The sequence below is a fragment of the Vibrio tritonius genome, assembly GCF_001547935.1.
In the GTDB taxonomy this organism is placed as follows: Bacteria; Pseudomonadota; Gammaproteobacteria; order Enterobacterales; family Vibrionaceae; genus Vibrio; species Vibrio tritonius.
Genome location: NZ_AP014636.1, coordinates 143629 through 165043 on the forward strand (window position 1 = coordinate 143629; position 21415 = coordinate 165043).

Here is a 21415-nt window from a genome sequence, read left to right on the forward strand (position 1 = left end):
CCCCTTTTTTATTTATTTTATATTTTGTTCTAAAGCCCACACAGCGGCTTCTACGCGCGATTTTAATTGCAATTTCTTCAGTAAATGTTTCACATGCACTTTTACGGTGCTTTCAGCAATGTTAAGTTTTCTTGCTATTAATTTGTTGGGAAGTCCCTTTGCTAATAACTTCAAAATATCCAACTCTCGTGCTGTTAACGCATCCACTTCTCGTTGAGATTGAGCTTTATTATTTCTTAGTTGTTTAGCTAAAATGCTTGTCAGCTGAGGGCTGACAACAATCTCTCCCAAGCATATTTTTTCAACAGCATGTAATAACTCTTCGGCTTCCATATCTTTGAGTAAATAACCGTCAGCACCATCTTTCATTGCTTTGATTAGATCTTCTTCATAGTTTGATACAGTAAAAATAATGATTCTACTGGTGACGTTATTATCTCTAAGGAGTTTTAATGTTTGTAGCCCATCAATATCAGGCATATTGATATCTAGTAAAATGACATCGGGTTCATTTTCTAATGCCAATTCTAATGCTTGGTGACCATTATTCGTTTCAGTTATTACTTGAAGTTGTGGATTAATTTGTAGTAATTGCTTTAGCCCTTGGCGTAACATAGGGTGGTCATCCACTAACATAATAGTAGCGGGAGACAAATCTTCTGATGATAATGAGTTCATGTTACTCCTTTAATTGTGGGGGAAACGATATAGAAATGTCGGTTCCAGTTGTTGGGTCGGAATGAATCTCTAACTGCCCAGATAAAGATTTGACGCGATCTGCGATAATAGTCAAACCGAAATGGTTGGATAGTTCTTTTGCATTAGGGTCTAATCCAATTCCATTGTCGGAAATCGTCAAGTAACACTCTTGATTGTACGTTAAGTGAATTTTAACTTCTGTTGCATTTGCATGTTTATAAATATTACTTAGAGATTCTCTAATAATCTGTAAAATATGAATTTCATGTCGAGGGGGAATAATATTATCTGGCCAATTATTTTTGAAATCAATTGTCAACCCGAGTTTTTTGTTATATTCGTTAATGCTATTTACAATCGCAGTTGATAATTTTGTTTCGTCTAGTTTTAGGCGAAATGTCATTAATAGTTCGCGAAGTTGTGTATAGGCATTATTAATTTCTTTACTAATATCTTGCAATGTTTGATGCTGTTCTTCACTAAAGTTGGCGCTATTTATGCGCAGTATTCCACTTTTTATCTTTAGATAAGACAGAGATTGCGCTATAGAATCGTGTAATTCGCGTGCGATAGTATGTCGTTCTTCTAAGACCAATAATTGGTGCTTGTGTTGATCTTGCATCAAGGACGATAAATATTGAGTGAAAAAATCACAAAACGTTTCAAGAAACTGTAATTGCTCCGGCGGTAGCGAGTCAAATTTTGGGTATATAATGATGCTTCCACACTCTTGACTTTCGTCATTCAATATCCAATTCAGTGGCGTGTTGCGTTTACTTATCTGTGTTGATGCTTGACAATCCAATTTGTCACGCATGAGATAATGTAAACTTTCATTCGGATAAAAAATGATGCGATTGATCTCTAAAAGTTCTAATAATTCGAGAAAAAGTGGTGTTAGTGTCTCTATATCTAAGTAGTGATGATTGAATGTGCGACCACTGCGATAGAGAAAATCAAGGTATTGGTTTTGCTGTTTTAGTTCGTTAGTTTTTTGTTGTACGCGTTGTTCTAAGTCTGTATACATCAAGCTGAGATCGTGAGCCATGCTATTTAGTGCGCTACCTAGCTCTGCCATTTCATCACGATATTTTTTGGACTCAAAACGTAAAGAAAAATCACCGCCACGCATTGTATTTGCCATATGGAGCAGTTTTCGCCAAGGAACAAATAGACGTTTATGCAGCCCTGTAAAGGCTAGAATAAGGAATAATACCGTTAATATCATAAAGACTTTTTGCGTAATCGAGATAGTTAATATTTGCTTCTCTGTGTGCTTGTCTATTTGGGATATTAAAACATTTAGTTGGGTTACAAATTGTTCAATGCTCTTTAGTTTTGTATCGAGGTTTTGTTTAGAGAGCAACTCAGGCTTTGTTGTGTTGTACCACAAATTAATAATAGCTTGGTAAGCTTTGCCAAATTTTTCATGGCGAATAAATTTTTGAAATGAGGGGGCTGTCAGCTCATTTTCTAAAGCACGAATTTCTTTATTTGCGTTATCGTGGATAACATCTAGCGTTAGAATACGATAGCTTTGCATGCGTATCGAGCCAACGCGATTAATCATATGCGCATTGCCTTGAATGCTAGCACTTGTATTCTCACTGATTATCATTCCCGTGACTGATAGGAGAGCAAGAAGTAGCATAATAAGGCTGATTTTTCTTACTAAAAAGAAGCCGTACCAGAAAGACTTAGTTCGAAGTCGCATAGCTCAATTATCGGTAAAATGGATGAGTGGGGAGTATAACATCAATAATTGAAAGGTCATGTTGGAAAGGATGATATCCTGATCTGGTTCAATACCTAGAGAGTTTTCAGTGAAGTGAATTAAACGGTTGGAAAAGACAGGGGACAAGTAAGTATCGACATAATTAAAGCGGTGCATAATACACCGCCTCATATTCGTGTTACTTCGAATAATCACTCATAAGATTTGATCAATACGGACGTATCCATACGCCCCAAGCCTTTTTCCTGTAACTGTGCATAACGTTGGTCGACTTCTTCTGTGAGTGGTAAAGTCAATCCATTACGTTTCGCTTCGTCTAAGCAGATACCCAAGTCTTTACGCATCCAATCAATCGCAAAACCAAAATCGAATTTGTCTTGTGCCATGGTGACAGCGCGGTTTTCCATTTGCCATGAACCCGCAGCGCCTAGCTTAAGCACATCTTTCACTTGTTCAATGTTGAGTTCGGCTTTTTGTGCGAGAAGCAACGCTTCGCTAAGACCTTGTAAAACACCGGCGATACAAATTTGGTTCACCATTTTACAACGTTGGCCTTGGCCATTGACGCCCATTAGCGTAACTTGTTTGGCATAGCTGTTCATTACTGGCAGTGCTTGTTCATACACACTTGGTTCACCGCCACACATTACGGTTAATACGCCGTTTACTGCTCCGGCTTGACCCCCAGATACTGGTGCATCAATAAAATGTACGCCTTTTTCTTGGCATGCTTTCGCCAGTTCTTCCGCCAGTTCCGCAGACGTTGTGGTGTGATCAATTAGAATGGAACCGGCTTCCATTGCGGCTAATACACCTTCTTCTCCATACACAACACTACGCACGTCATCATCATTGCCTACACACATGGCAACCACTTGAGCACCTTGAGCTGCCGCGAAAGGCGTTACATGGTAAGAGCCTGAATACTCTTGTGCCCATTGTTCTCCTTTGGCTGACGTACGGTTATACACCTGGGTATGAAATCCAGCTTTAGACAGATGACCAGCCATTGGGTAACCCATTACTCCAAGACCAATAAATGCGACGTTGTGTATAGTCATGTGCTTATTCCTTTATTGAATTGACTTAATTAACCTATGTCAAATTAATGGTTTTTCCATGATGAATTGATTTGGTGAGGAAAATCATTAAAACGCTTAGTGAATGTTCTATTACCATATTCCTATTCATTGACATATGTCAATGAATTAAATTTGATTATTTCAATTTGAAGGTGAGTTCATACACTAGACAAGCAGAATAGATTAAAGAGTTATTGGGTGAGTCGCTGTGAGCGAGACCAAGTTCAAACACATCTTTGAAGAAAGAGATGTTTTCTAGTTGCAGATGTAGGCATGCGCGGAAGGAAAAGCGCAATCATTTAGGCGATTAAAAACAAAAGGGCTCTGCAGCCCTTTGTTGTATTTGCGTAATGAGTATCAGGTTTAGCGTGATAACCAAGCTGGGATGATTTGTGTGCCTTTGCCAAGCATGTATCCGAAGTGAATGTTCATGTAAGCCAGTGGTTCAAGGTAGCGTGCGTTGGTTAAAGCACCTGCATCCACCCCATCAAACCCCGCTTCGTTTGCTAAGGTTACTACTGTCTGTTTGGCACTTTCATTGTCGCCTGCAATGAAGGCTTGCGCTTTACGGCCTTCAAATTCCAAACCTTGTTCATACACTTGGGCAAACACAGTATTGAAGCCTTTTAATACAGAAGCCTGTGGCAATAACTTTTGAATTTCTTCTGCTGCTGATGTGTCAAAACCAATGCTCAAACCAGAGAAGTCGGCTTTCACTGGGTTAGTGACGTCGACCACCACTTTGTTAGTAAAGTCAGCCGCTTGCGCCAAAGAAGCAACTGCGTCATAAGGAGTTGCGATGAACACCACATCTGCGCCTTTAACCGCATCGGCGATACTTGCTGCTGTCACATTGGCTTTTGCCAGTTTGTCCGCAACACTTTGAGCAGATGCTTGATTACGAGAAGCGATGGTGACGTTATAAGCCGTTTGACCGAAAGTAAGAGCTAGACCAGAACCGATGTTACCTGAACCAATGATTGCGATATTCATAATGTATTCTCCATTTTCTTGTTTATTTAGGTGCGATGTTGTTTCGCTGTGATGACAGTATTGCTCTCGTAGCTTTTCAACACAATGGAGATTATGTAGAATAAATTTCTACATTTTGTTCTTAATTGGAGGTGGGGATGGATCTGGTTGATGGATTAAAAGCGTTTGTTATTACCGCACAAACGGGGTCGTTTACCGATGCGGCTAATCGGTTAGGTATATCAAACCGCTTAACCTCCAAATACGTTGCTCAGCTAGAAGATAAAATTGGCGCGCGATTATTACAGCGTACGACTCGCCAGGTGGGGTTAACACCACAAGGGGAAGAGTTGCTGGCGCGAGCTCCAGCACTATTGGCGGAATTAGATGATCTTTTAGGGTCTGTTTCAGAAGATGCCAAAGGGTTAACGGGACTATTGCGCATATCCGCTCCGGTGACCTTTGGCGAAATGTACATCAATGAGATGTTAAGCCGCTTTGCCGCACAGCATCCCAATCTTTCGATCGATTTGCGTTTAAGCGACACTCATGTGGATTTGGCGGCAGAGGGAGTCGATATCGCCTTTCGTATCGGTTCGCCCGATCTCAATACGCTCAAAGCACGCAAGCTAGGCTCAATAACCAGTGTATTGATCGCAGGTCAAGATTATGTCGCACAACATGGTGAACCTCTCACCCCAGAAGAGTTGGCAAACCATATCTGTATTCAAGACACTAATATGCGTGAAGCTAATCGCTGGGTGTTTTGCAAAGATGGGCAGGAGTTTGTGTTCCATCCATCACGCAATTTTACGGTCAATAATGCGCGTATTGCTAAAGATTGGGCGCAAAATGGGCTAGGTATTGCGCTTTGCCCAAGCTTTGTGTTGCAAAAATATCGGGAAAGTGAAAATGGGAAATTAGTACGTTTACTTCCCGATTATTCGATGAAAACGTTTCCTCTTTGTGCGGTTTACCTTAACGGTAAAGTGATACCGAAGAAAGTGCGAAGCTTGATTGATTTCGCGGTTAAAGACTTCGAAAACAGCAATTTATCGGTGTATTGATCGGATAAAGAACACTATCCCAGTAAATTAAACGTTTTGTATTTAGTGAACTGATGAATCTCATCAGCGGCAATGGGTGCGCTGCAAAGGCCAATCAGTTCATTTTGGTAGTAGACATCTTTAAAGGAAATTCCTGAGGTTGCAAGCAATTCGCGTACTTCAAGAAACTTACCGACTTTTTTGGTGCCAACCACGGTTTTGCCAAAAGAAGAGGTGATCCACTGATATAGGGCGCTGTGTTTGTCTAAGGACAGTTCACCATCCTTCATATCAGCAAGAATCATGGCAAGGCTGGCAGAGGCGAGCGAGGCGATCACATCCTCGTCCGACATGGCAAGTTCAGCACAAGCTTTACGATTCACAAAAAAAGCTTGTTTGTATTCAATGATCTCATCATTGAATGGTAGTCGTCGTTCTAATGGTAACGCTTCACCTAAAATCGGGGCGTAAGCGACACAGGTTTTGGTTGGATGTGAAAATAAGGTTCTACCCGCATCGATGATCTCAATAAAATCAAGGTCTTCTTCGGGGAGTATTTCGCTTGAGCAGGGGACGATATTGGGCACCATCGCTTGCTGGTTGATGAAAGCTATACGGGCGTCATCCGTTAACGATAGGTGTATTTGAGCATCGGTTTTTGCCGTGATTTCCATTCTCGCTAACCAAGCCGCTCCAACTGCATGTGCGACTTGTGCGATGGATTTACCTAAGGTCATACCAATGTCGTTTGCCAAATAAACGACTAATTCATCTTCGTTCCATTTTTCTGTCATTTCATCAACCTTTACTGCATCCACCTCAAGTATCTGCTGATGGTATGAGGTAACTCATTCATATTCAAATTAAATTTTGCGCCTAGTTTGTCTGCGAAGAGGGCACTGTTAAACCTTTGATGATGAGTTTGTTAACGAGAAAATTGGGTGATTTAAAAAAAGTGGCGGGAGGTTTTTCCCTGCAGTGCTAGAGATTTGCAATTAACGGTTGCGAGCGCCTCACGAAAGCCTCAGAATGTCGCACTTTTCGTACCGATAATATAGGTGCGTTGTTCTTATCATTGTTAATTGAGAATCAATATGGGTTTTACCTCGTTAGGTCTATCTGCTCCAATCCTTAAAGCCGTCGAAGAAAAAGGATACACCACACCTTCGCCAATTCAGGCGCAAGCCATTCCTGCAGTTTTGGAGGGCAAAGATGTGATGGCAGCAGCACAGACAGGTACAGGTAAAACGGCAGGTTTTACCCTGCCGATTCTCGAGCGTTTGGTTAATGGCCCGAAAGTGCGTGGTAATCATGTGCGTGCTTTAATCTTAACGCCAACCCGTGAACTCGCTGCTCAAATTCAAGAGAATGTCGTTACCTACAGTCGTTACGTGCGTTTAAGTAGTGCTGTCGTGTTTGGGGGCGTGAAAATTAACCCTCAGATGCTGCGTTTGCGTAAAGGTGCTGATGTATTGGTGGCGACACCGGGGCGTTTGATGGATCTTTACAATCAAAATGCCGTGAACTTTGACCAGCTTGAAGTGCTTGTGCTGGACGAAGCTGACCGTATGTTGGACATGGGGTTTATTCGCGATATTCGTAAGATTCTTGCCTTGTTACCAAAACAGCGCCAAAACCTACTCTTCTCTGCGACCTTCTCTGATGAAATTCGCGCGTTAGCAAAAGGTTTGGTCAACAATCCAATCGAAATTTCCGTGACGCCAGCAAACTCTACGGCAAAAACCGTTGAACAGTGCATTTACACGACCGATGTAAAGAAAAAAGCACCATTGCTTGTTCGATTGATTAAAGAGGGCGATTGGCATCAGGTGTTAGTGTTTACGTCAACGAAGCATGGCGCAAACCGTTTAGCGACATTACTGAATGATGCTGGCATTACCGCGGCGGCGATTCATGGTAATAAGAGCCAAAGTGCGCGTACCAGCGCTTTAGCAAACTTTAAATCAGGTGACATTCTCGTATTGGTAGCAACAGATATTGCTGCCCGAGGGATTGATATTCCACAATTGCCTCAAGTGGTGAACTACGATTTACCAAAACAGGCAGAAGATTACGTGCACCGTATCGGCCGCACTGGTCGTGCGGGTGAGACGGGTAAGGCCATCTCATTAGTCGCGGCGTTAGATGCCGATCACCTATTCTCGATTGAACGTTTGATTCAACAGTTGCTGCCTCGTCACGAACTAAAAGGGTTAGAAGCAACGAACAAGGTACCTGAAAAAGCGCTAGATACTCGTCCTATCAAAGCGAAAAAACCGAAGAAGCCGAAAAAAACCAAATTGGCGGGTGAGGGCGCGGATAAACCAGCCAATGCTGCTGCGAAGAAAAACAGGCCAGCTCAGGGCAAAAAGCCACAGTTTGCGAAAGAGAAAGCACAAGCGAACTCGTATAAAGCAGGATCGGCTAAGGCTGGCGCGGCCAAATCGGGTTCTTCTAAGTCCGGATCTTCTAAGCCACAATATGCAAAATCAGACGCTTCTAAATCCAATAAGCGTTCTTCTGGTAATGGTAACCGCTCTGCAAATGGTAGCCGATCAGCGAATGGTAATCGCCCGGCTAACGGAAGTGGTCAAAAGCCATCTGGGCAGAAGCGTCGTCCAGCGCCGAACAAAGCTCAGTAATACATTTTTTAAATAGACACGAAAGTTTTAAATAGACACACAAGCCCCAACGGATTCCGTTGGGGCTTTTTTCTTCCGCTGTGATAACCACTCTCTTTATCACCGCATGAATGCCTGCTATTAAGCACGCTTATGGTTTTCTCTACCTATAACACATTGTTTTATAATAAATATCTATATGTAAATAATAGGGTTTATAGTTGCTCACTATCCTTGATGGTGCTAGTTTGGGCTGGTTATAGATATTTGTGCTAGGGAGATGAGCCGTCGGATTCTCCTTGGTGTTTCGCGTGGCTCTGGCGAATTTTGTGAAATCTTTTAGAGGCACGGTCTTCTAAAGGAATCGCGAAATGATTGCCTCTTCTGCTTCTAAGCCGCAATTGACGTCGACCACGTTGTTGCGTGGTTACAGTGCATTGTCTCTCTTGGTCCTTCTCTCTATCGCCGTCGCGGTAATCTCTTTTCTTGTTGGGCGCTTTACGATTCCATTTTCACAGTTTTGGGCAGCATTGACTGGGCATGGTGTTGGGTCTTTGGTGTTACTTAAGGTGCGTTTGCCGAGAATAGCCGCTGGCATGGCAATTGGTGCGTCTTTGGCGGTTTCGGGCGCGACTTACCAAGGTATATTTCGTAACCCTATGGTTTCTCCTGCGATTTTGGGCGCAGCTTCAGGTGCTGGGCTTGGAGCCGCTTTTGCCATTTTGGGTTCGATGAATTTTGTCATGGTGCAATTTATGGCGTTTGTCTTTGGTGTGGTAGCCGTGCTCATTACCTATTTTGTTGGCAATGCGGTCAGCCGTAATAACGACTCTTTACTGAGCTTGGTTTTAACTGGGATCGTCATTTCTGCGCTCGCATCGGCCATCATTTCACTGATTAAATATTTGGGTGACCCTGAAGAGAAGCTACCGGAAATCACCTTTTGGCTCATGGGCAGTCTTTCCTCCGCTAATTCGACCAATATGACATGGATGATTGCACCTTTAATCGTTGGTCTGCTGCCGATCATCCTGTTGCGTTGGCAGTTAAATTTGCTGTCACTTGGCGATGAAGAGGCATCAGCACTCGGCGTGAACGTGAAACGTACACGAGTGGTATTGATTTTGGCCGCTACATTGCTCACTGCGGTGTCAGTTGCAGTGAGTGGCATTATTGGCTGGATCGGACTTTTGATCCCCCATTTAGCCCGTATGCTGGTGGGGCCGAATCATCGCGTTTTAATCCCTGCGAGCCTGTTTCTCGGTGGGTCTTACTTGATGATAGTTGACGATTTAGCCCGCTCTCTTCTGCCGATGGAGATACCGATAGGCATATTAACTTCGTTAATTGGTGCTCCGTTTTTCCTCTATCTGATGGCTCGACGCAAAGGTTTATAAAACATGAATCCCATGATGACTCTTGAAGTAAATCACCTTTGCTGCGGCTACGCAGATAAAGTGATCGCCAGTGATATTTCATTTTCAGTGCAAAGTGGTGAGGTGCTGTGCATTCTTGGCCCAAATGGCGTAGGGAAATCGACACTGTTTAAATCGATGCTCAATTTGATTCCTAGCCTTGGTGGAGAGATTTGTATCAATGCAGAGTCGATTCATAGTTGGTCGCGTAAACGCTTAGCCACTGTGCTCGGGTATGTTCCTCAGGCGAGCTCGACCCCTTTTCCTTTTTCTGTACGAGAGATGGTGGCGATGGGGCGCACTGCGCATTTGGGTGCGTTTTCGTTTCCGAGCAAAGGCGATTGGCAGCAGGTTGATCAAGCTTTACATCGGCTAGGGATTGCTCAATTAGCCGAGCGCCGTTTTACAGAACTTTCAGGGGGAGAAAAGCAGATGGTGTTGATTGCCAGAGCCATCGCGCAAGCTCCAGCCCTGCTGGCGATGGATGAGCCCACAGCCAGCTTGGATTTTGGTAATCAAGTCGCGGTGCTGCGTCAAGTTCGTCAGCTGGCAACGGATGGATTTGGCATCATTATGATTACCCACTCCCCTGAACAAGCCTTTTTATGTGCCTCTAAGGTACTGTTATTTAGACGAAATAAACCCTGTTTGTTCGGCTCGGTTGAGGAGGTCGTAACCGAGGCTAACCTGCGTGATGCTTATGGCGTGGATGTTCAAATTCATCAAATCGGTGAGAGGGATGGCCAACCGGTGCACTCCTGCACGCCTGTGGTATGACATTTTCTCGTTTTCAGTAAGGAATACTTATCATGGCTTTTACAACAAAACTGCTCGCGACGTTGGCGAGTTTATCCATGCTTTCAACAGCGTATGCAGCTGATGTTCAAACGGTAACAGATGCCAGTGGTACGCAAGTGGTGGTTCCATCGCAAATCCATGCGATTGGCGATGCATGGCCTGCTCATCTTGAAGTGCTGGCCATGTTAGGGGCGGGGGACAAGGTCGTCTCTTACGTGAATGTGGATTCTCCGCAAAAACGCCCTTGGTTGGCGGTGGTAAATCCTCAAATGCATCACGCTTCACCTGCGTTTACGAAAACCGATGTAAACGTTGAGGAGATGCTGAAAGATAAACCGGATGTGGTTTTCTCTATCGTCACTCCGCGTATGCGCACTAAGCTTGAGGAGCTGAATGTGCCCAACGTGCAACTGACCTTCACGAATTTTGCTGAGTTGGAAAAAACCTTTGATCTGACGGCGCAAATTCTCGGTCCTCAAGCGCAGCAGCGTGCGGCGGATTTCAATGCCTATTTGGAAGAAAAGCTGCAAATGATACGCTCTTATAGCGATACGCTTTCTATACAACAAAAACCGCGGGTGCTTCATGTTGTGCAATTAAACCCATTAACGATCGACGGTGGTCATTCATTGATTGACGCATGGATTCAGGCTGCGGGTGGGGTGAATGTTGCGCAGGATGTTCATGGCAGCTTAAAAGTGACATCGAAAGAGCAGATGTTGGCATGGAACCCAGATGTGATTATTTTTGGCGGCAGTGCAATGCCAGATCCTGCTACTCGCGCCAGTGATTTAAAAGCATTAGAAAACGATCCTATGTGGTCGAGTGTTAACGCGGTAAAACATCACCAACTTTATATCAATCCTAATGGTGCGTTCCTGTGGGATCGCTATGGTGCTGAAACCGCGTTGCAAATTCAATGGGCTGCAAAAACATTGCATCCAGAGCACTTTAAACAACTGGATATCGCGAAAGAGACCAAAGCGTTCTACCACCGTTTTCTTAACTACGATCTCTCCGATACTCAAGTGAATGAAATTCTGCAAGATTTGCCGCCAAAAACGTTGTAACTTGGCGTTTATCTGATTAAGGTGAAGCCCCGAATTTTTCGGGGCTTATTTTTTGATTTTTATAACAAAAAGAGATGTCAGTACACCGAATATCTCTTACCTAAAACCGCTTTTAAATAACAGACAGACACCTTCAAAAAGGAAAAAAAATGGGAAGTTCCGTATCGAAACGCGCTGTATTCAGTGCCATGTTAATCGTGAGCAGTGCGCTCTCTACCCGTGTTTGGGCAGGCAGCGGGATTTATGTTCAAGCCTCTAAAGGCAGTTTCAATAACGAAGCGATCGATAAGCTATTTGAGCAAAGACCTCAACTGCAGCATGACACTATCTACGCTGGTACTCCGCTTAATGTGTTGAAATCGGCAAGTGAAAACCATGCGTTTGCATTTAGCGCTGTGGACAACACTACCATCAATGGCAAGCTTGTGCAGGCAACCGTTACTGCGTTTGAGCAATACAAGCCAACCGAAGTGATCGCTTATGTGACTATGCCAATTGAGATGTGCGTACTAATGAACAAACAAGATGTGCAATCTCAAGCGCCGATTACTCTGATTGCCTCTCATCCTGCAGCGTTGAAACAAATTGATCGTTGGAAGCAGAGTATCAAAGGGTTAGCAGAGCAAGAAATTCCAGCAGGCACTGCAGAAGCAGCACGCAAAGTCGCTCAAGGTGAGATGCCAAAAGGCACAGCGGCGATCGGTTCTTGCGCGCTGGCTTCTCTATATCCAACGCTTTCTGTGGTGCAAAAAGGTGTGCAGGATAATAAAAATAACGCGACGTCTTTTTTAATGATGAAAGTTGCGAAACGTGACAAACCAATCAGTAAACAAGCTGCGCGTCATGAGCTTAATGCTGCCATCGCTCAAGGCAAAAAAGCGGATTTATTGCTGCTTAATAAGTAATCGCAACACTTAATTAGTAATCAAAGTACTTAATAAGTAACTAGAGTTCGCCAATAATAAAAAAGCAGCCAAGGTTGGCTGCTTTAAATGCTTAATACTTTCAAAAAAGGATTAACGACGTTTACCTTCGCGTTTTGCTAGCTCAAATTCAAACTCGTCTGGGTAAAGCACAATGCCTTCACCTTGTGCGTCAGGAAAAACGATAATCGAAAGTTCGTCTTCTTCTAGACCTTGAGTCCAGCGGCTTTTCCATTTAGCGACTGAAATCGCTTCCGTTTGAAAACCTTCCCATTCGTCAGTTGCCCACAATGCCGCATGTTCTTGGCTCGGCCATACTGGAACACAATCTTCATCGTCGGCACTGAGAAGCACGCTGCCATGCTCATCAATCAAAAGCCAAATTTTAAGATCGGTGGCTACCGCGTTGAAGAATTGGTTCATTCGTTCAGTTGGATCTTTAGCAAGAGTGTCTAAAGAGATAGTTGCTGTCATGAAAAGCCTTTGCTTCTATTTTCTGATGGACTGCGTTTAGTATAACGGCATGTGCAAGGTTTTTAGAATGTTTTTACAGCTCTAGCTAAAAAAGCGAATTATCTGGTGAAACTGATGACAAAAAGTACTATTCATCTCTTTTTTATGCATTAGTTAAAAATGAAATGCGCATCACATTATGACCAATGTCATTTCACTATATTCGCGATGAAAACAGGCTTGTTCTTCTTTAGCTAGTTGATTGGGAAGTGGGATGTACACTTCCTCTTCGTTGGTCTTGCCAGCGTTCGAACGGATTCAACGTGAAGCGAAAGTTAATGCGTTAATTGCGTGCTTTAGAGGTGTGGTTATGAAAATCATCATCGTTTTATTAGGAGCATTATTATTTACTATTGCCAGCTTTGCTTAAGGTAATGCTGGAAGAATAAGTGTTCTCCTATTGAAATAAAGCAGTGGTCTTTTAAAGTGATGATCGCTGCTTTACTTTATATTACTTGCTGCTCTAATTTAGAGACAATACTTACCCAGTTTGCACCTTTGCCACAAGGGGCTTCACATTCACGCTTTAAATATCCAGTAGCGCTATTAATAGCGTAAAGTCCGATAACCGAGGCTTGTTCGCCAGTGACGATCAGCCATTGATCATCCGGAGTAATAGCAAAACTTCTCGGGCAGGACTCGACGGGGAACGAACTCACATAACGCATTGACACTGCATCGATCTCAAACAAGGAAATGCGGCTGGTGGTTCTCTCTGAGGTATAAAGAAAACGCCCGTTATGAGTGAGATGAATATCCGCCGCCCAGACCCGAGGTTGGTCATCGTTCTGGCGTTTCTCTGGTGCAAGCCCAGGGGCTAGACCCATTTCTGCAAAAGGCAATATGGCACAGCGCTCTCGTTCGATAAGTGACGGAGGCGAAATGTCATCTTTACTCGCTGCTTCAATACGGTAACGGATCACTTCTCCTGACATTTCAGTTAAGAGATACAGTTCATCTCCCGCGGGTGAAAAGACAAAATGGCGCGGGCCAGACTCCGGCGTGACGTTAATGTGCCTAGGTTCACCACGCTCTGCGCCATAAGAAGATATTTGCAGCTTATCGCTACCTAACTCACTATGAATTAACCATTTTTTATCTGGACTGATGTGGATCGCATGCGGATGTGAGCCACAAGGGAACCAATCTGTTGTGTTATTACTTGCGTCTTGTAAACGGGTCTGTGCCCAAAGGTTATCGGCAAAAGAGACGCTATAGGCGGTTAAGCCATCTGGGCTTAGTTCGATATTTGCCATGCTAGCGGGTAATGGCCACTCTTGAGTGAGACTTAATCCTTGAGGCTCAATGCGATATTGCAATAATCGATAGGGCTTGGAGCGAATAACAGCATACAAAAGCGCGCGTTTTTCGTCGATGGTCATCGGCATTACGAGAGGTGCGGCTGAAACATCCGTAACCCAACGCAACTTCTCCGTTGTATTAGGCGTACAGGAGTCGAGTTCGTAACAGGAAATCGTTCCAGATTCGGCATTGGAAACAAAGAGTTGGTAGGGCATCGGCACATCTCGCAATCATTTTGATCTAGTATATCAATCCGGTAATGAAAGGCAGTAGTCATCTATAAACAATCACTGACCTTTTGAGAGGTATCGCATTTTTCCGTTCATATAGACTAAGCGATGGTATTTCCCCAAGAGAGACTTATTCCTTTTATTTAGTACGTGTTAATATGCACAAACTAAATCGTTGAGGTGTTAATAAGTTATGGCAACTATATTGGATGTGTCTCGCCGGGCAGGAGTGGCAAAGTCTACGGTTTCTCGCGTATTGAGTGGTCGTGGTTACACATCAGAAAAAACGCGTGATGCAGTGTTAAAAGCGGCTCAAGAACTGAATTATCGTCCTAATGTGCTTGCGCGTAATCTAGCTCGCCAAACATCAGATACGATAGGGTTAATTTTACCTGCCGGGGCGAACGTTTCACGCTATTTGGCGTCGCTGATTGATGAAATCCATAAGTCGGCTCATGCGGCGGGAAAAGATGTCATCATGAGACACGTCGAAGATTTGCCCGGACAAGCGGTATCGTCTATCTATGATTTGATCGACCACCGCTGTGAAGCTGTGCTTTATTACAATGCTTCTAGTTCGGCTCATTATGAAGAAACCATTGCAGTGATCGATGAGGAAATTGAAAAATTTCCAGTTCCTGTCATGTTACTCAACAGCTATTTACCTAAACACCCTAACTATTGTGTTTGGTATGAGCACGAAAAATACGCCGCTAAACCGGTCGAATATCTGATTGAAAAAGGGCATCGTCAAATTGCCTATCTTAGTTGCTCGTTAGTTCAACGTACTGCACAGGCGCGTCAGATTGGTTATCAGCAAGCATTAAGCCAAGCTGGGATTGAATACGATCCTCAGCGATTTATTGAAGGCTTACCCGTAAGTGAAGATGGCACTGTGCCGCGAGATATGTGTGAAGTGGGGTATTTGGCGTGTAAGGAGTTACTTGCTCGTGACGTGTCATTTACCGCGATTTGCTGCGTTAACGATCATCTCGCAATTGGTGCGTTAAAAGCGCTGCAAGAATACGGACTGAATGTGCCTAATGATGTTGCTTTGTTTGGTTTTGATGACAGCCCAGTGCTCAACTACTTTACGCCATCCATAAGCTCAGTGATTCTTCCATCGGCAGAATTGATCAGTTACGCCGTGGCATTGTGCTTTGCTCATCTAAATAAAACACCATTTCCTGATTATCAGCAGCATCACATTGACGCACAGTTGGTAATTCGCGACTCGGTTACGAATAGATAAGCGTAACGACGATAGAGATTGAGCGACAAAAGCTGCAGGCATTGAGTTCCAATACCGTGTATAGAGTTCTAATACAAGGTGGATTCATGGCTGCGGCTTTTTCGTTTGTGACTATGGCATCGCTAGATAGCCGCATTGCCATAGAAACTTGAGCCGCACATTGGTTGGATTTGTTGATAGAGTGAAGCTGATTTCCACTCAAGATGACATGCCATTCTAACGACCTTTTTCTCAAGCAAATTTCGATTGAATCACAAAAGATCAATTTTTCGACAAAAATGTGGAAACGGTTTCCTATCGGTTTTGGGGTGTGCTAGATTAATCGACACAGTAACCCGAATGGGTTGCCGGTTTCATTTTTCAAAGCGTGATAAAGTTGGAGGTCAACCTGCTAGGTTGAGTTTCACTTCAGCTACCCTACCCATTAAGCGAATAGAGAAGTCGCTTTTATTATCGCCATAAATGGAACCGGTTACAGTTTTGAGTGGATCAACGTGAGTTTTGCTCTTTTGATTTAACACATTGAAATATGGAGAAATAAAAATGACAACATCTGTTTTCCCTAAAGATTTCTTGTGGGGTGGTGCAACAGCGGCAAACCAATTTGAAGGTGCTTGGGACGTTGATGGCAAAGGTCCAAGTTGTAGCGATATGTTAAGCGGAGGGACACACACCACACCTCGTCGTATTACCCGTACGATTGAACAAGGCGTGCATTACCCTTCTCATGAAGCGATTGATTTTTATCACCGTTACAAAGAAGACATTAAGTTGTTTGCTGAAATGGGCTTCAAAACATTCCGTCTTTCCATTAACTGGTCACGTATTTTCCCAACCGGAATGGAGCAAGAGCCAAACGAAGCCGGTTTGCAGTTTTACGATGATGTGTTTGATGAACTGAAAAAATACAACATCGAACCACTCGTGACCATTTCTCACTACGAACTGCCATTTGGTTTGACTCAAGAGTACAACGGTTGGGCGGGTCGTGAAGTGATTGAACACTTTACTCGTTACGCAGAAACCCTGTTCACTCGTTACCAAAACAAAGTGAAATACTGGTTAACCTTCAATGAAATCAACTGCGGTACAGCAGAATTCGGTGCTTACTTAGCGCTAGGTATTTTGCACAAAGACACCAAAGATTTCTTACACCAAGTGGATGAACCAGCGGTACGTTTCCAAGCGCTACACCACCAATTCGTAGCCAGTGCTCGTGCGGTTCAAATCGGTCACAAAATCAATCCAGATTTCAAAATCGGTTGTATGATCGCCTACATGACCACTTACCCATACACTTGTAACCCTGAAGACATTTTGTTGGCGCAAGAGTACAACAACATTCGCAATAACTACTGTGGTGATATTCAAGTTCGTGGTGAATACCCTCACTACGCCAAACGTTTCCTAAAAGAACACAACATCGAATTGGATATTCGTGACGGTGACTTAGAAGACATTAAAGCGGGTACAGTAGATTACTACACCTTCAGTTATTACATGTCGAACTGTGTATCAACCGATCCTAAGTTAGAAAATACCTCAGGTAACATTAACGGTGGCGTGAAAAACCCATATTTACAAGCGTCTGATTGGGGATGGCAAATCGACCCTAAAGGCCTGCGTTACTCATTGAACGAAATCTATGGTCGTTACGGCATTCCAATGATGGTGGTTGAAAACGGTCTCGGTGCATTTGATACAGTTGAAGCTGATGGCTCAATCAACGATAGCTACCGCATCGATTACCTAAAAGAGCACATTAAACAAATGGGCGAAGCGATTAAAGATGGCGTTGAACTTTGGGGTTACACACCTTGGGGTTGTATCGACCTTGTGAGTGCTTCAACCGGTGAGATGGAAAAACGTTACGGCTTTATCTATGTTGATAAAGATAACCAAGGTAAGGGCACATTGGATCGCAAGAAAAAAGCTTCTTTCTTCTGGTATAAAGACGTTATTGAATCTAATGGTGAAAACTGCTAAAAATAGGTGAAGCCTTGATATGATGAGCACTTGTATGCGTAAGTGCTCTTCATGTCGGCTGAACTAAAAAAGCCAGCTCACGGGGAGGTGGCTGGCTTTTTTAACAAGAACGGAATCAGCGACGTTTTTTCGGTCCGTAGCGAACCATGTCTTTACCATTCTCATACACGTCTTGAGATACCCAACGACCCAAAACCAGTTGGTGCTTGTCGTCTAATACGGCAACAAAAGGGCGTCCATCGGCGTTATTGGTAGCAAGGGCAACACCTTCTACATTCTTTAGACCTAAGCCACCCTTTTCAACCAAGATTAGAAAGGTTTCCAATTCTTCTAATGTGTTGATTACATCATTGTCGTTGATCATAACGCTCTGCTCATGTTCTAGATTAGCCGCCAAGCATACCAGTTTTCGGTATGGCTTCGAACCTTTCTGCTTTCGCTTGATGAAAGTTTAGGCGTTTTACAGTGTAAACTTTAGCGCCAACAACTCATATTGTTTTGAATCTCTCAACTTTAGGCTGCTGATATTTTTCTATTTTTACTAATGGTTTAATGAAATCAGTGAGTTGAAATTACTTTGGGTATATTATGAGCACACAGGAACATGCCGCATAGAGAGGGAACAATGCACTACGATTTTGATGAAATAATCAGTCGTGAAGAGACCAATAGTTTGAGCTTTGAAGGTTGGAAATCTTATATTTTCAAAGGTCGCGACAACATCAATTTTCAGTACGAAGATAAAGATTATATAAGGATGTGGGTGGCGGATATGGACTTTGCCACACCCGCTCCTGTGTTAGATGCCATTCGTGCCCGATTGGACCGAAAAATATTAGGTTATACCCAAGTCTTTGATCCTAAATATTTTGCTACGTTAGAAAGTTGGTTTCGTCGTCACTATGATGTGGTGATCAAAAAAGCGGAAGTGGTGCTTTCTCCAGGTGTGGTTCCGGCACTAAAACACCTTGTGCCCTTGATCATGCAAGCCGATGAAAGTGTTTTAATTTGTACGCCATCTTATGCGCCGTTTAAAGTGGCGGGAGATTTTAATAAACGCCGAGTGTTGACCTCCAAACTGGTTAATACCAATGGGGATTACCGCATGGATTTTGCCGATATTGAGCAGAAAATCGCGAATCCAGACAACAAGATATCCCTGTTTATTCTATGTAATCCTCACAATCCTACCGGCCGTGTATGGAGCAAAGAGGAATTGGCTCGCCTAGGGCAGATCTGTGTTAAGCATGGTGTATGGCTAATTTCTGATGAGATTCATTGCGACTTACTGCGAGCAGGAAAACAATTTCTATCCATGGTAAATGTGTTGCCAGAGTATAAAAAACTCATCACCTGCACTGCGCCGAGTAAGACCTTCAATCTTGCGGGTAACTTGGTCTCTCATATCTTCATTCGTGACAGCATACTGCGCGCCAAATGGTTAGAGCGCCACAACGACATTCAAAATCCGCTAGCGTTAGCGGCGGCTCAAGCGGCCTACCGTGATTGTGATGAGTGGTTGGTCCAACTCAGAGGTTATCTCGATGAAAACTTCGCACTGGTTGAGCAGTTTTTACAAACTCACCTTCCAGCAGCCAAGTTCAAAGTGCCTGAAGCCACTTACTTAGCGTGGATCGACTTTTCAGCTTATCTAAGTGCAACCGACAGTTTTTCTGAGCCAGCCTATTTCTTTGCTAAGGAAGCGGGCGTGTTACTTGAGGGCGGTAATATGTTTGTTGATAACGGTGATGGGTTTGTTCGCCTCAATATTGCTTGTCCGCGTAGTGTGTTACAGGAAGGGCTAGAACGTATCCTGCAAGCTTTGGTGAAACAAGAAATCTAACCTATCACTGCCTAGGTGGTGCTTAAGGACTAAGCACTGCCCATTTTCTGATCATTGTTCCAATTTCTCAATCTAGCGGCTTGATGCTACGAGTAGTGTCCACTAACGTGACGCTTTATTCAATAAATAACAAAAATAGGTCAGGTTTGGTTATGGTAGATGATTCGGCATTAGCAATCGGCATTGATTTGGGGACGACCAACAGTGCGATTGCGATTTGGCGAGATGGTAAGGCGCAGCTTATCCCCAATGCGTTGGGAAGTTATTTAACACCATCGGTAGTGAGCATAGATGATGATGGTCATGTGTTGGTAGGTGAGGCGGCTAGAGCGCGTTTAGTCACTAAGCCGACAGAAACGGTTGCCGCATTCAAACGTTTTATGGGGTCGGAAAAGCAGTTTACCTTACAAACACAGCAGTACACGCCAACGGAACTGAGTGCGTTGGTACTTAAATCGCTAAAAGCTGACGCAGAAGCGTATCTAGGATGCACCATTCGCGACGTCGTCATTTCAGTGCCAGCTTATTTTAGTGACCAACAGCGTAAGCAAGTTTATCAAGCGGCGGAACTGGCCGATTTGAATGCGGTACGCTTAATCAATGAACCCACGGCAGCATGCCTTGCCTATAGCCTACAACAGCAACAAGAGCGGCGTTTCTTGGTGTTTGACCTTGGTGGCGGTACGTTTGATGTTACTGTAGTGGAGTATCAAGACAGTTTTGTTGAGGTACGTTCTTCTACCGGAGATAACCGGCTAGGTGGCGAAGACTTCACTGAAGCTTTGGTTTTACATGTTTTAGGCACTCTTAATCTGTCGCTTGAAACCATTGACGTCAGCGATTTGGCAAAAATTGTCAGTGTCTGTGAACGAGCGAAAAAACAGAGTAACGACCCGCTCGTGCTTGAATTACCAGAGCCATTCAACCAAACATTAACGCTAAATAACAAAGCGTTGGAAGAGGTTTGGCATAACGTGTTAACTCGCTTGGCATTACCGCTAAAACGAGCGTTAAGTGATGCCAAAATGACACCGAGCGAAATTGATGAACTGATCTTTGTCGGTGGAGCAACACGTTTACGCCAAGTTCAACAATTGGCTAACCGGCTGCTGGGTCGGTTTGGCAGTCATGAACTTGATCCTGATTTAGTGGTCGCGATGGGAGCTGCGACCCAAGCGGCTTGCCGTTTACGCGACGAGGCGGTTGAAGAGCTCATTTTAACTGACGTGTGTCCATTCTCTTTGGGAATAGAAGTCGGGACGAATGAGCACTCAGGCGTGTTTAGCCCGATTATTGAGCGCAACACGGTGATTCCAACCTCGCGCGTTGAGCGTTATTTCACTTCACATGATGATCAAACCCAAGTTGATGTGTCGATTTATCAAGGTGAGCGGTATTGGGCGAGAGAAAATATCTTCATTGATACCTTAACCGTTGATGTTCCAGCAGGGAAACGAGGTGAACAACAAGTTGATGTGCGTTTTAGTTACGATATCAATGGGTTACTCGAAGTGGATGTAACCGTTGTTTCAACACAAAAGACCACGCAAAAGGTGATTGACCGTTCACCGATTGGCATGACACCAGAGCAGCAGCAACTGAGCCGAGAGCGTTTAGAACGTCTGAAAGTGCATCCTCGTGATCAACTACCCAACATCACCTTAGCTGAAAAACTCAACCGTCTATATGAAGAGTTACTGGGCGATCAGCGCGATGCGGTAGGTGAGATGATTCGCTTTTTTACTAATGCGATTGACAGTCAAGATGACAAGGTGATTCGTGATGCTCGTAAAAAGATAGAGTCACATCTGAAGGCGTTTTTGTTTATCTAGACATCTGTGCTTCAATAAAATGCCGCGGGAGAGCATGGCTCTCCCGCGGCTTTTTTGATTTCCCCCAACCATTGGATACGGTTACTTCTCTACTTC

General features: G+C 43.8%; 19 protein-coding genes. 11 read left to right on the plus strand and 8 right to left on the minus strand.

Annotation, left to right across the window (positions count from 1 at the left end; all coding sequences use genetic code 11):
* Window positions 1-12: 12 nt before the first annotated feature.
* From narL to JCM16456_RS15915, 4 genes are all read right to left on the minus strand, one after another.
* Window positions 13-678 carry a two-component system response regulator NarL gene (gene narL, locus JCM16456_RS15900; protein WP_068716315.1) on the minus strand — a complete coding sequence of 222 codons (666 nt, stop codon included), beginning with the start codon at window positions 676-678 and terminating at the stop codon, window positions 13-15.
* Window position 679: 1 nt separating this feature from the next.
* On the minus strand, window positions 680-2317 hold the full coding sequence (locus JCM16456_RS15905; RefSeq protein WP_162266547.1) for a histidine kinase: 1638 nt from the start codon (window positions 2315-2317) through the stop codon (window positions 680-682).
* A 308-nt stretch (window positions 2318-2625) separates the two neighbouring features.
* Window positions 2626-3495 carry an NAD(P)-dependent oxidoreductase gene (locus JCM16456_RS15910; protein ID WP_068716319.1) on the minus strand — a complete coding sequence of 290 codons (870 nt, stop codon included), beginning with the start codon at window positions 3493-3495 and terminating at the stop codon, window positions 2626-2628.
* Window positions 3496-3879: 384 nt separating this feature from the next.
* Window positions 3880-4509 (minus strand): NADPH-dependent F420 reductase, encoded by a 630-nt coding sequence (locus JCM16456_RS15915; protein WP_068716321.1) that lies wholly within the window; start codon window positions 4507-4509, stop codon window positions 3880-3882.
* Between the two features lie 137 nt (window positions 4510-4646).
* Between JCM16456_RS15915 and JCM16456_RS15920 the strand changes: the two genes are divergently transcribed.
* Window positions 4647-5555: a LysR family transcriptional regulator gene (locus tag JCM16456_RS15920; RefSeq protein WP_068716323.1), complete on the plus strand. Its 909-nt coding sequence runs from the start codon at window positions 4647-4649 to the stop codon at window positions 5553-5555.
* A gap of 14 nt (window positions 5556-5569) precedes the next feature.
* Here JCM16456_RS15920 and JCM16456_RS15925 read toward each other — a convergent pair whose 3' ends face one another.
* The gene (locus tag JCM16456_RS15925) at window positions 5570-6328 is read right to left on the minus strand and encodes a peptidyl-tRNA hydrolase (protein ID WP_068716324.1); all 759 of its coding nucleotides are present in this window, start codon (window positions 6326-6328) and stop codon (window positions 5570-5572) included.
* Between the two features lie 300 nt (window positions 6329-6628).
* Here JCM16456_RS15925 and JCM16456_RS15930 point away from each other — a divergent pair, with 300 nt between their 5' ends.
* From JCM16456_RS15930 to JCM16456_RS15950, 5 genes are all read left to right on the plus strand, one after another.
* Entirely contained in the window at window positions 6629-8176 is a 1548-nt protein-coding gene (locus tag JCM16456_RS15930; RefSeq protein WP_068716325.1) for a DEAD/DEAH box helicase, read from the plus strand.
* Window positions 8177-8526: 350 nt separating this feature from the next.
* Window positions 8527-9552 carry a FecCD family ABC transporter permease gene (locus JCM16456_RS15935; RefSeq protein ID WP_068716327.1) on the plus strand — a complete coding sequence of 342 codons (1026 nt, stop codon included), beginning with the start codon at window positions 8527-8529 and terminating at the stop codon, window positions 9550-9552.
* A 3-nt stretch (window positions 9553-9555) separates the two neighbouring features.
* Window positions 9556-10347 (plus strand): ABC transporter ATP-binding protein, encoded by a 792-nt coding sequence (locus JCM16456_RS15940; RefSeq protein WP_197655232.1) that lies wholly within the window; start codon window positions 9556-9558, stop codon window positions 10345-10347.
* A gap of 32 nt (window positions 10348-10379) precedes the next feature.
* On the plus strand, window positions 10380-11438 hold the full coding sequence (locus JCM16456_RS15945; RefSeq protein ID WP_068716331.1) for an ABC transporter substrate-binding protein: 1059 nt from the start codon (window positions 10380-10382) through the stop codon (window positions 11436-11438).
* A gap of 149 nt (window positions 11439-11587) precedes the next feature.
* On the plus strand, window positions 11588-12343 hold the full coding sequence (locus JCM16456_RS15950) for a prephenate dehydratase domain-containing protein (RefSeq protein ID WP_156430568.1): 756 nt from the start codon (window positions 11588-11590) through the stop codon (window positions 12341-12343).
* A 111-nt stretch (window positions 12344-12454) separates the two neighbouring features.
* On the opposite strand, the gene JCM16456_RS15955 is transcribed toward JCM16456_RS15950, so the two are convergent.
* A complete protein-coding gene (locus JCM16456_RS15955) occupies window positions 12455-12835 on the minus strand; it encodes a DUF2750 domain-containing protein (RefSeq protein WP_068716334.1) in 381 nt (126 codons plus the stop codon).
* A 253-nt stretch (window positions 12836-13088) separates the two neighbouring features.
* Here JCM16456_RS15955 and JCM16456_RS23775 point away from each other — a divergent pair, with 253 nt between their 5' ends.
* Window positions 13089-13244 (plus strand): hypothetical protein, encoded by a 156-nt coding sequence (locus JCM16456_RS23775; RefSeq protein ID WP_156430569.1) that lies wholly within the window; start codon window positions 13089-13091, stop codon window positions 13242-13244.
* A 76-nt stretch (window positions 13245-13320) separates the two neighbouring features.
* Here the strand turns inward: JCM16456_RS23775 and JCM16456_RS15960 are convergent, their stop codons facing one another.
* Window positions 13321-14391: a lactonase family protein gene (locus tag JCM16456_RS15960; RefSeq protein WP_082712339.1), complete on the minus strand. Its 1071-nt coding sequence runs from the start codon at window positions 14389-14391 to the stop codon at window positions 13321-13323.
* 208 nt (window positions 14392-14599) lie between these two features.
* On the opposite strand from JCM16456_RS15960, the gene JCM16456_RS15965 reads away from it, so the two are divergent.
* Window positions 14600-15658 carry a LacI family DNA-binding transcriptional regulator gene (locus JCM16456_RS15965; RefSeq protein ID WP_068716338.1) on the plus strand — a complete coding sequence of 353 codons (1059 nt, stop codon included), beginning with the start codon at window positions 14600-14602 and terminating at the stop codon, window positions 15656-15658.
* A gap of 543 nt (window positions 15659-16201) precedes the next feature.
* Window positions 16202-17644, plus strand: a complete 1443-nt coding sequence (locus tag JCM16456_RS15970; RefSeq protein ID WP_068716342.1) for a glycoside hydrolase family 1 protein — start codon at window positions 16202-16204, stop codon at window positions 17642-17644.
* A gap of 115 nt (window positions 17645-17759) precedes the next feature.
* Here JCM16456_RS15970 and JCM16456_RS15975 read toward each other — a convergent pair whose 3' ends face one another.
* Window positions 17760-18008, minus strand: a complete 249-nt coding sequence (locus JCM16456_RS15975) for a hypothetical protein (protein WP_068716343.1) — start codon at window positions 18006-18008, stop codon at window positions 17760-17762.
* A gap of 261 nt (window positions 18009-18269) precedes the next feature.
* Here JCM16456_RS15975 and JCM16456_RS15980 point away from each other — a divergent pair, with 261 nt between their 5' ends.
* Window positions 18270-19487, plus strand: a complete 1218-nt coding sequence (locus JCM16456_RS15980; protein ID WP_068716344.1) for a MalY/PatB family protein — start codon at window positions 18270-18272, stop codon at window positions 19485-19487.
* Window positions 19488-19639: 152 nt separating this feature from the next.
* Window positions 19640-21319 carry an Hsp70 family protein gene (locus tag JCM16456_RS15985; protein WP_068716346.1) on the plus strand — a complete coding sequence of 560 codons (1680 nt, stop codon included), beginning with the start codon at window positions 19640-19642 and terminating at the stop codon, window positions 21317-21319.
* The last annotated feature ends 96 nt before the right edge of the window (window positions 21320-21415 follow it).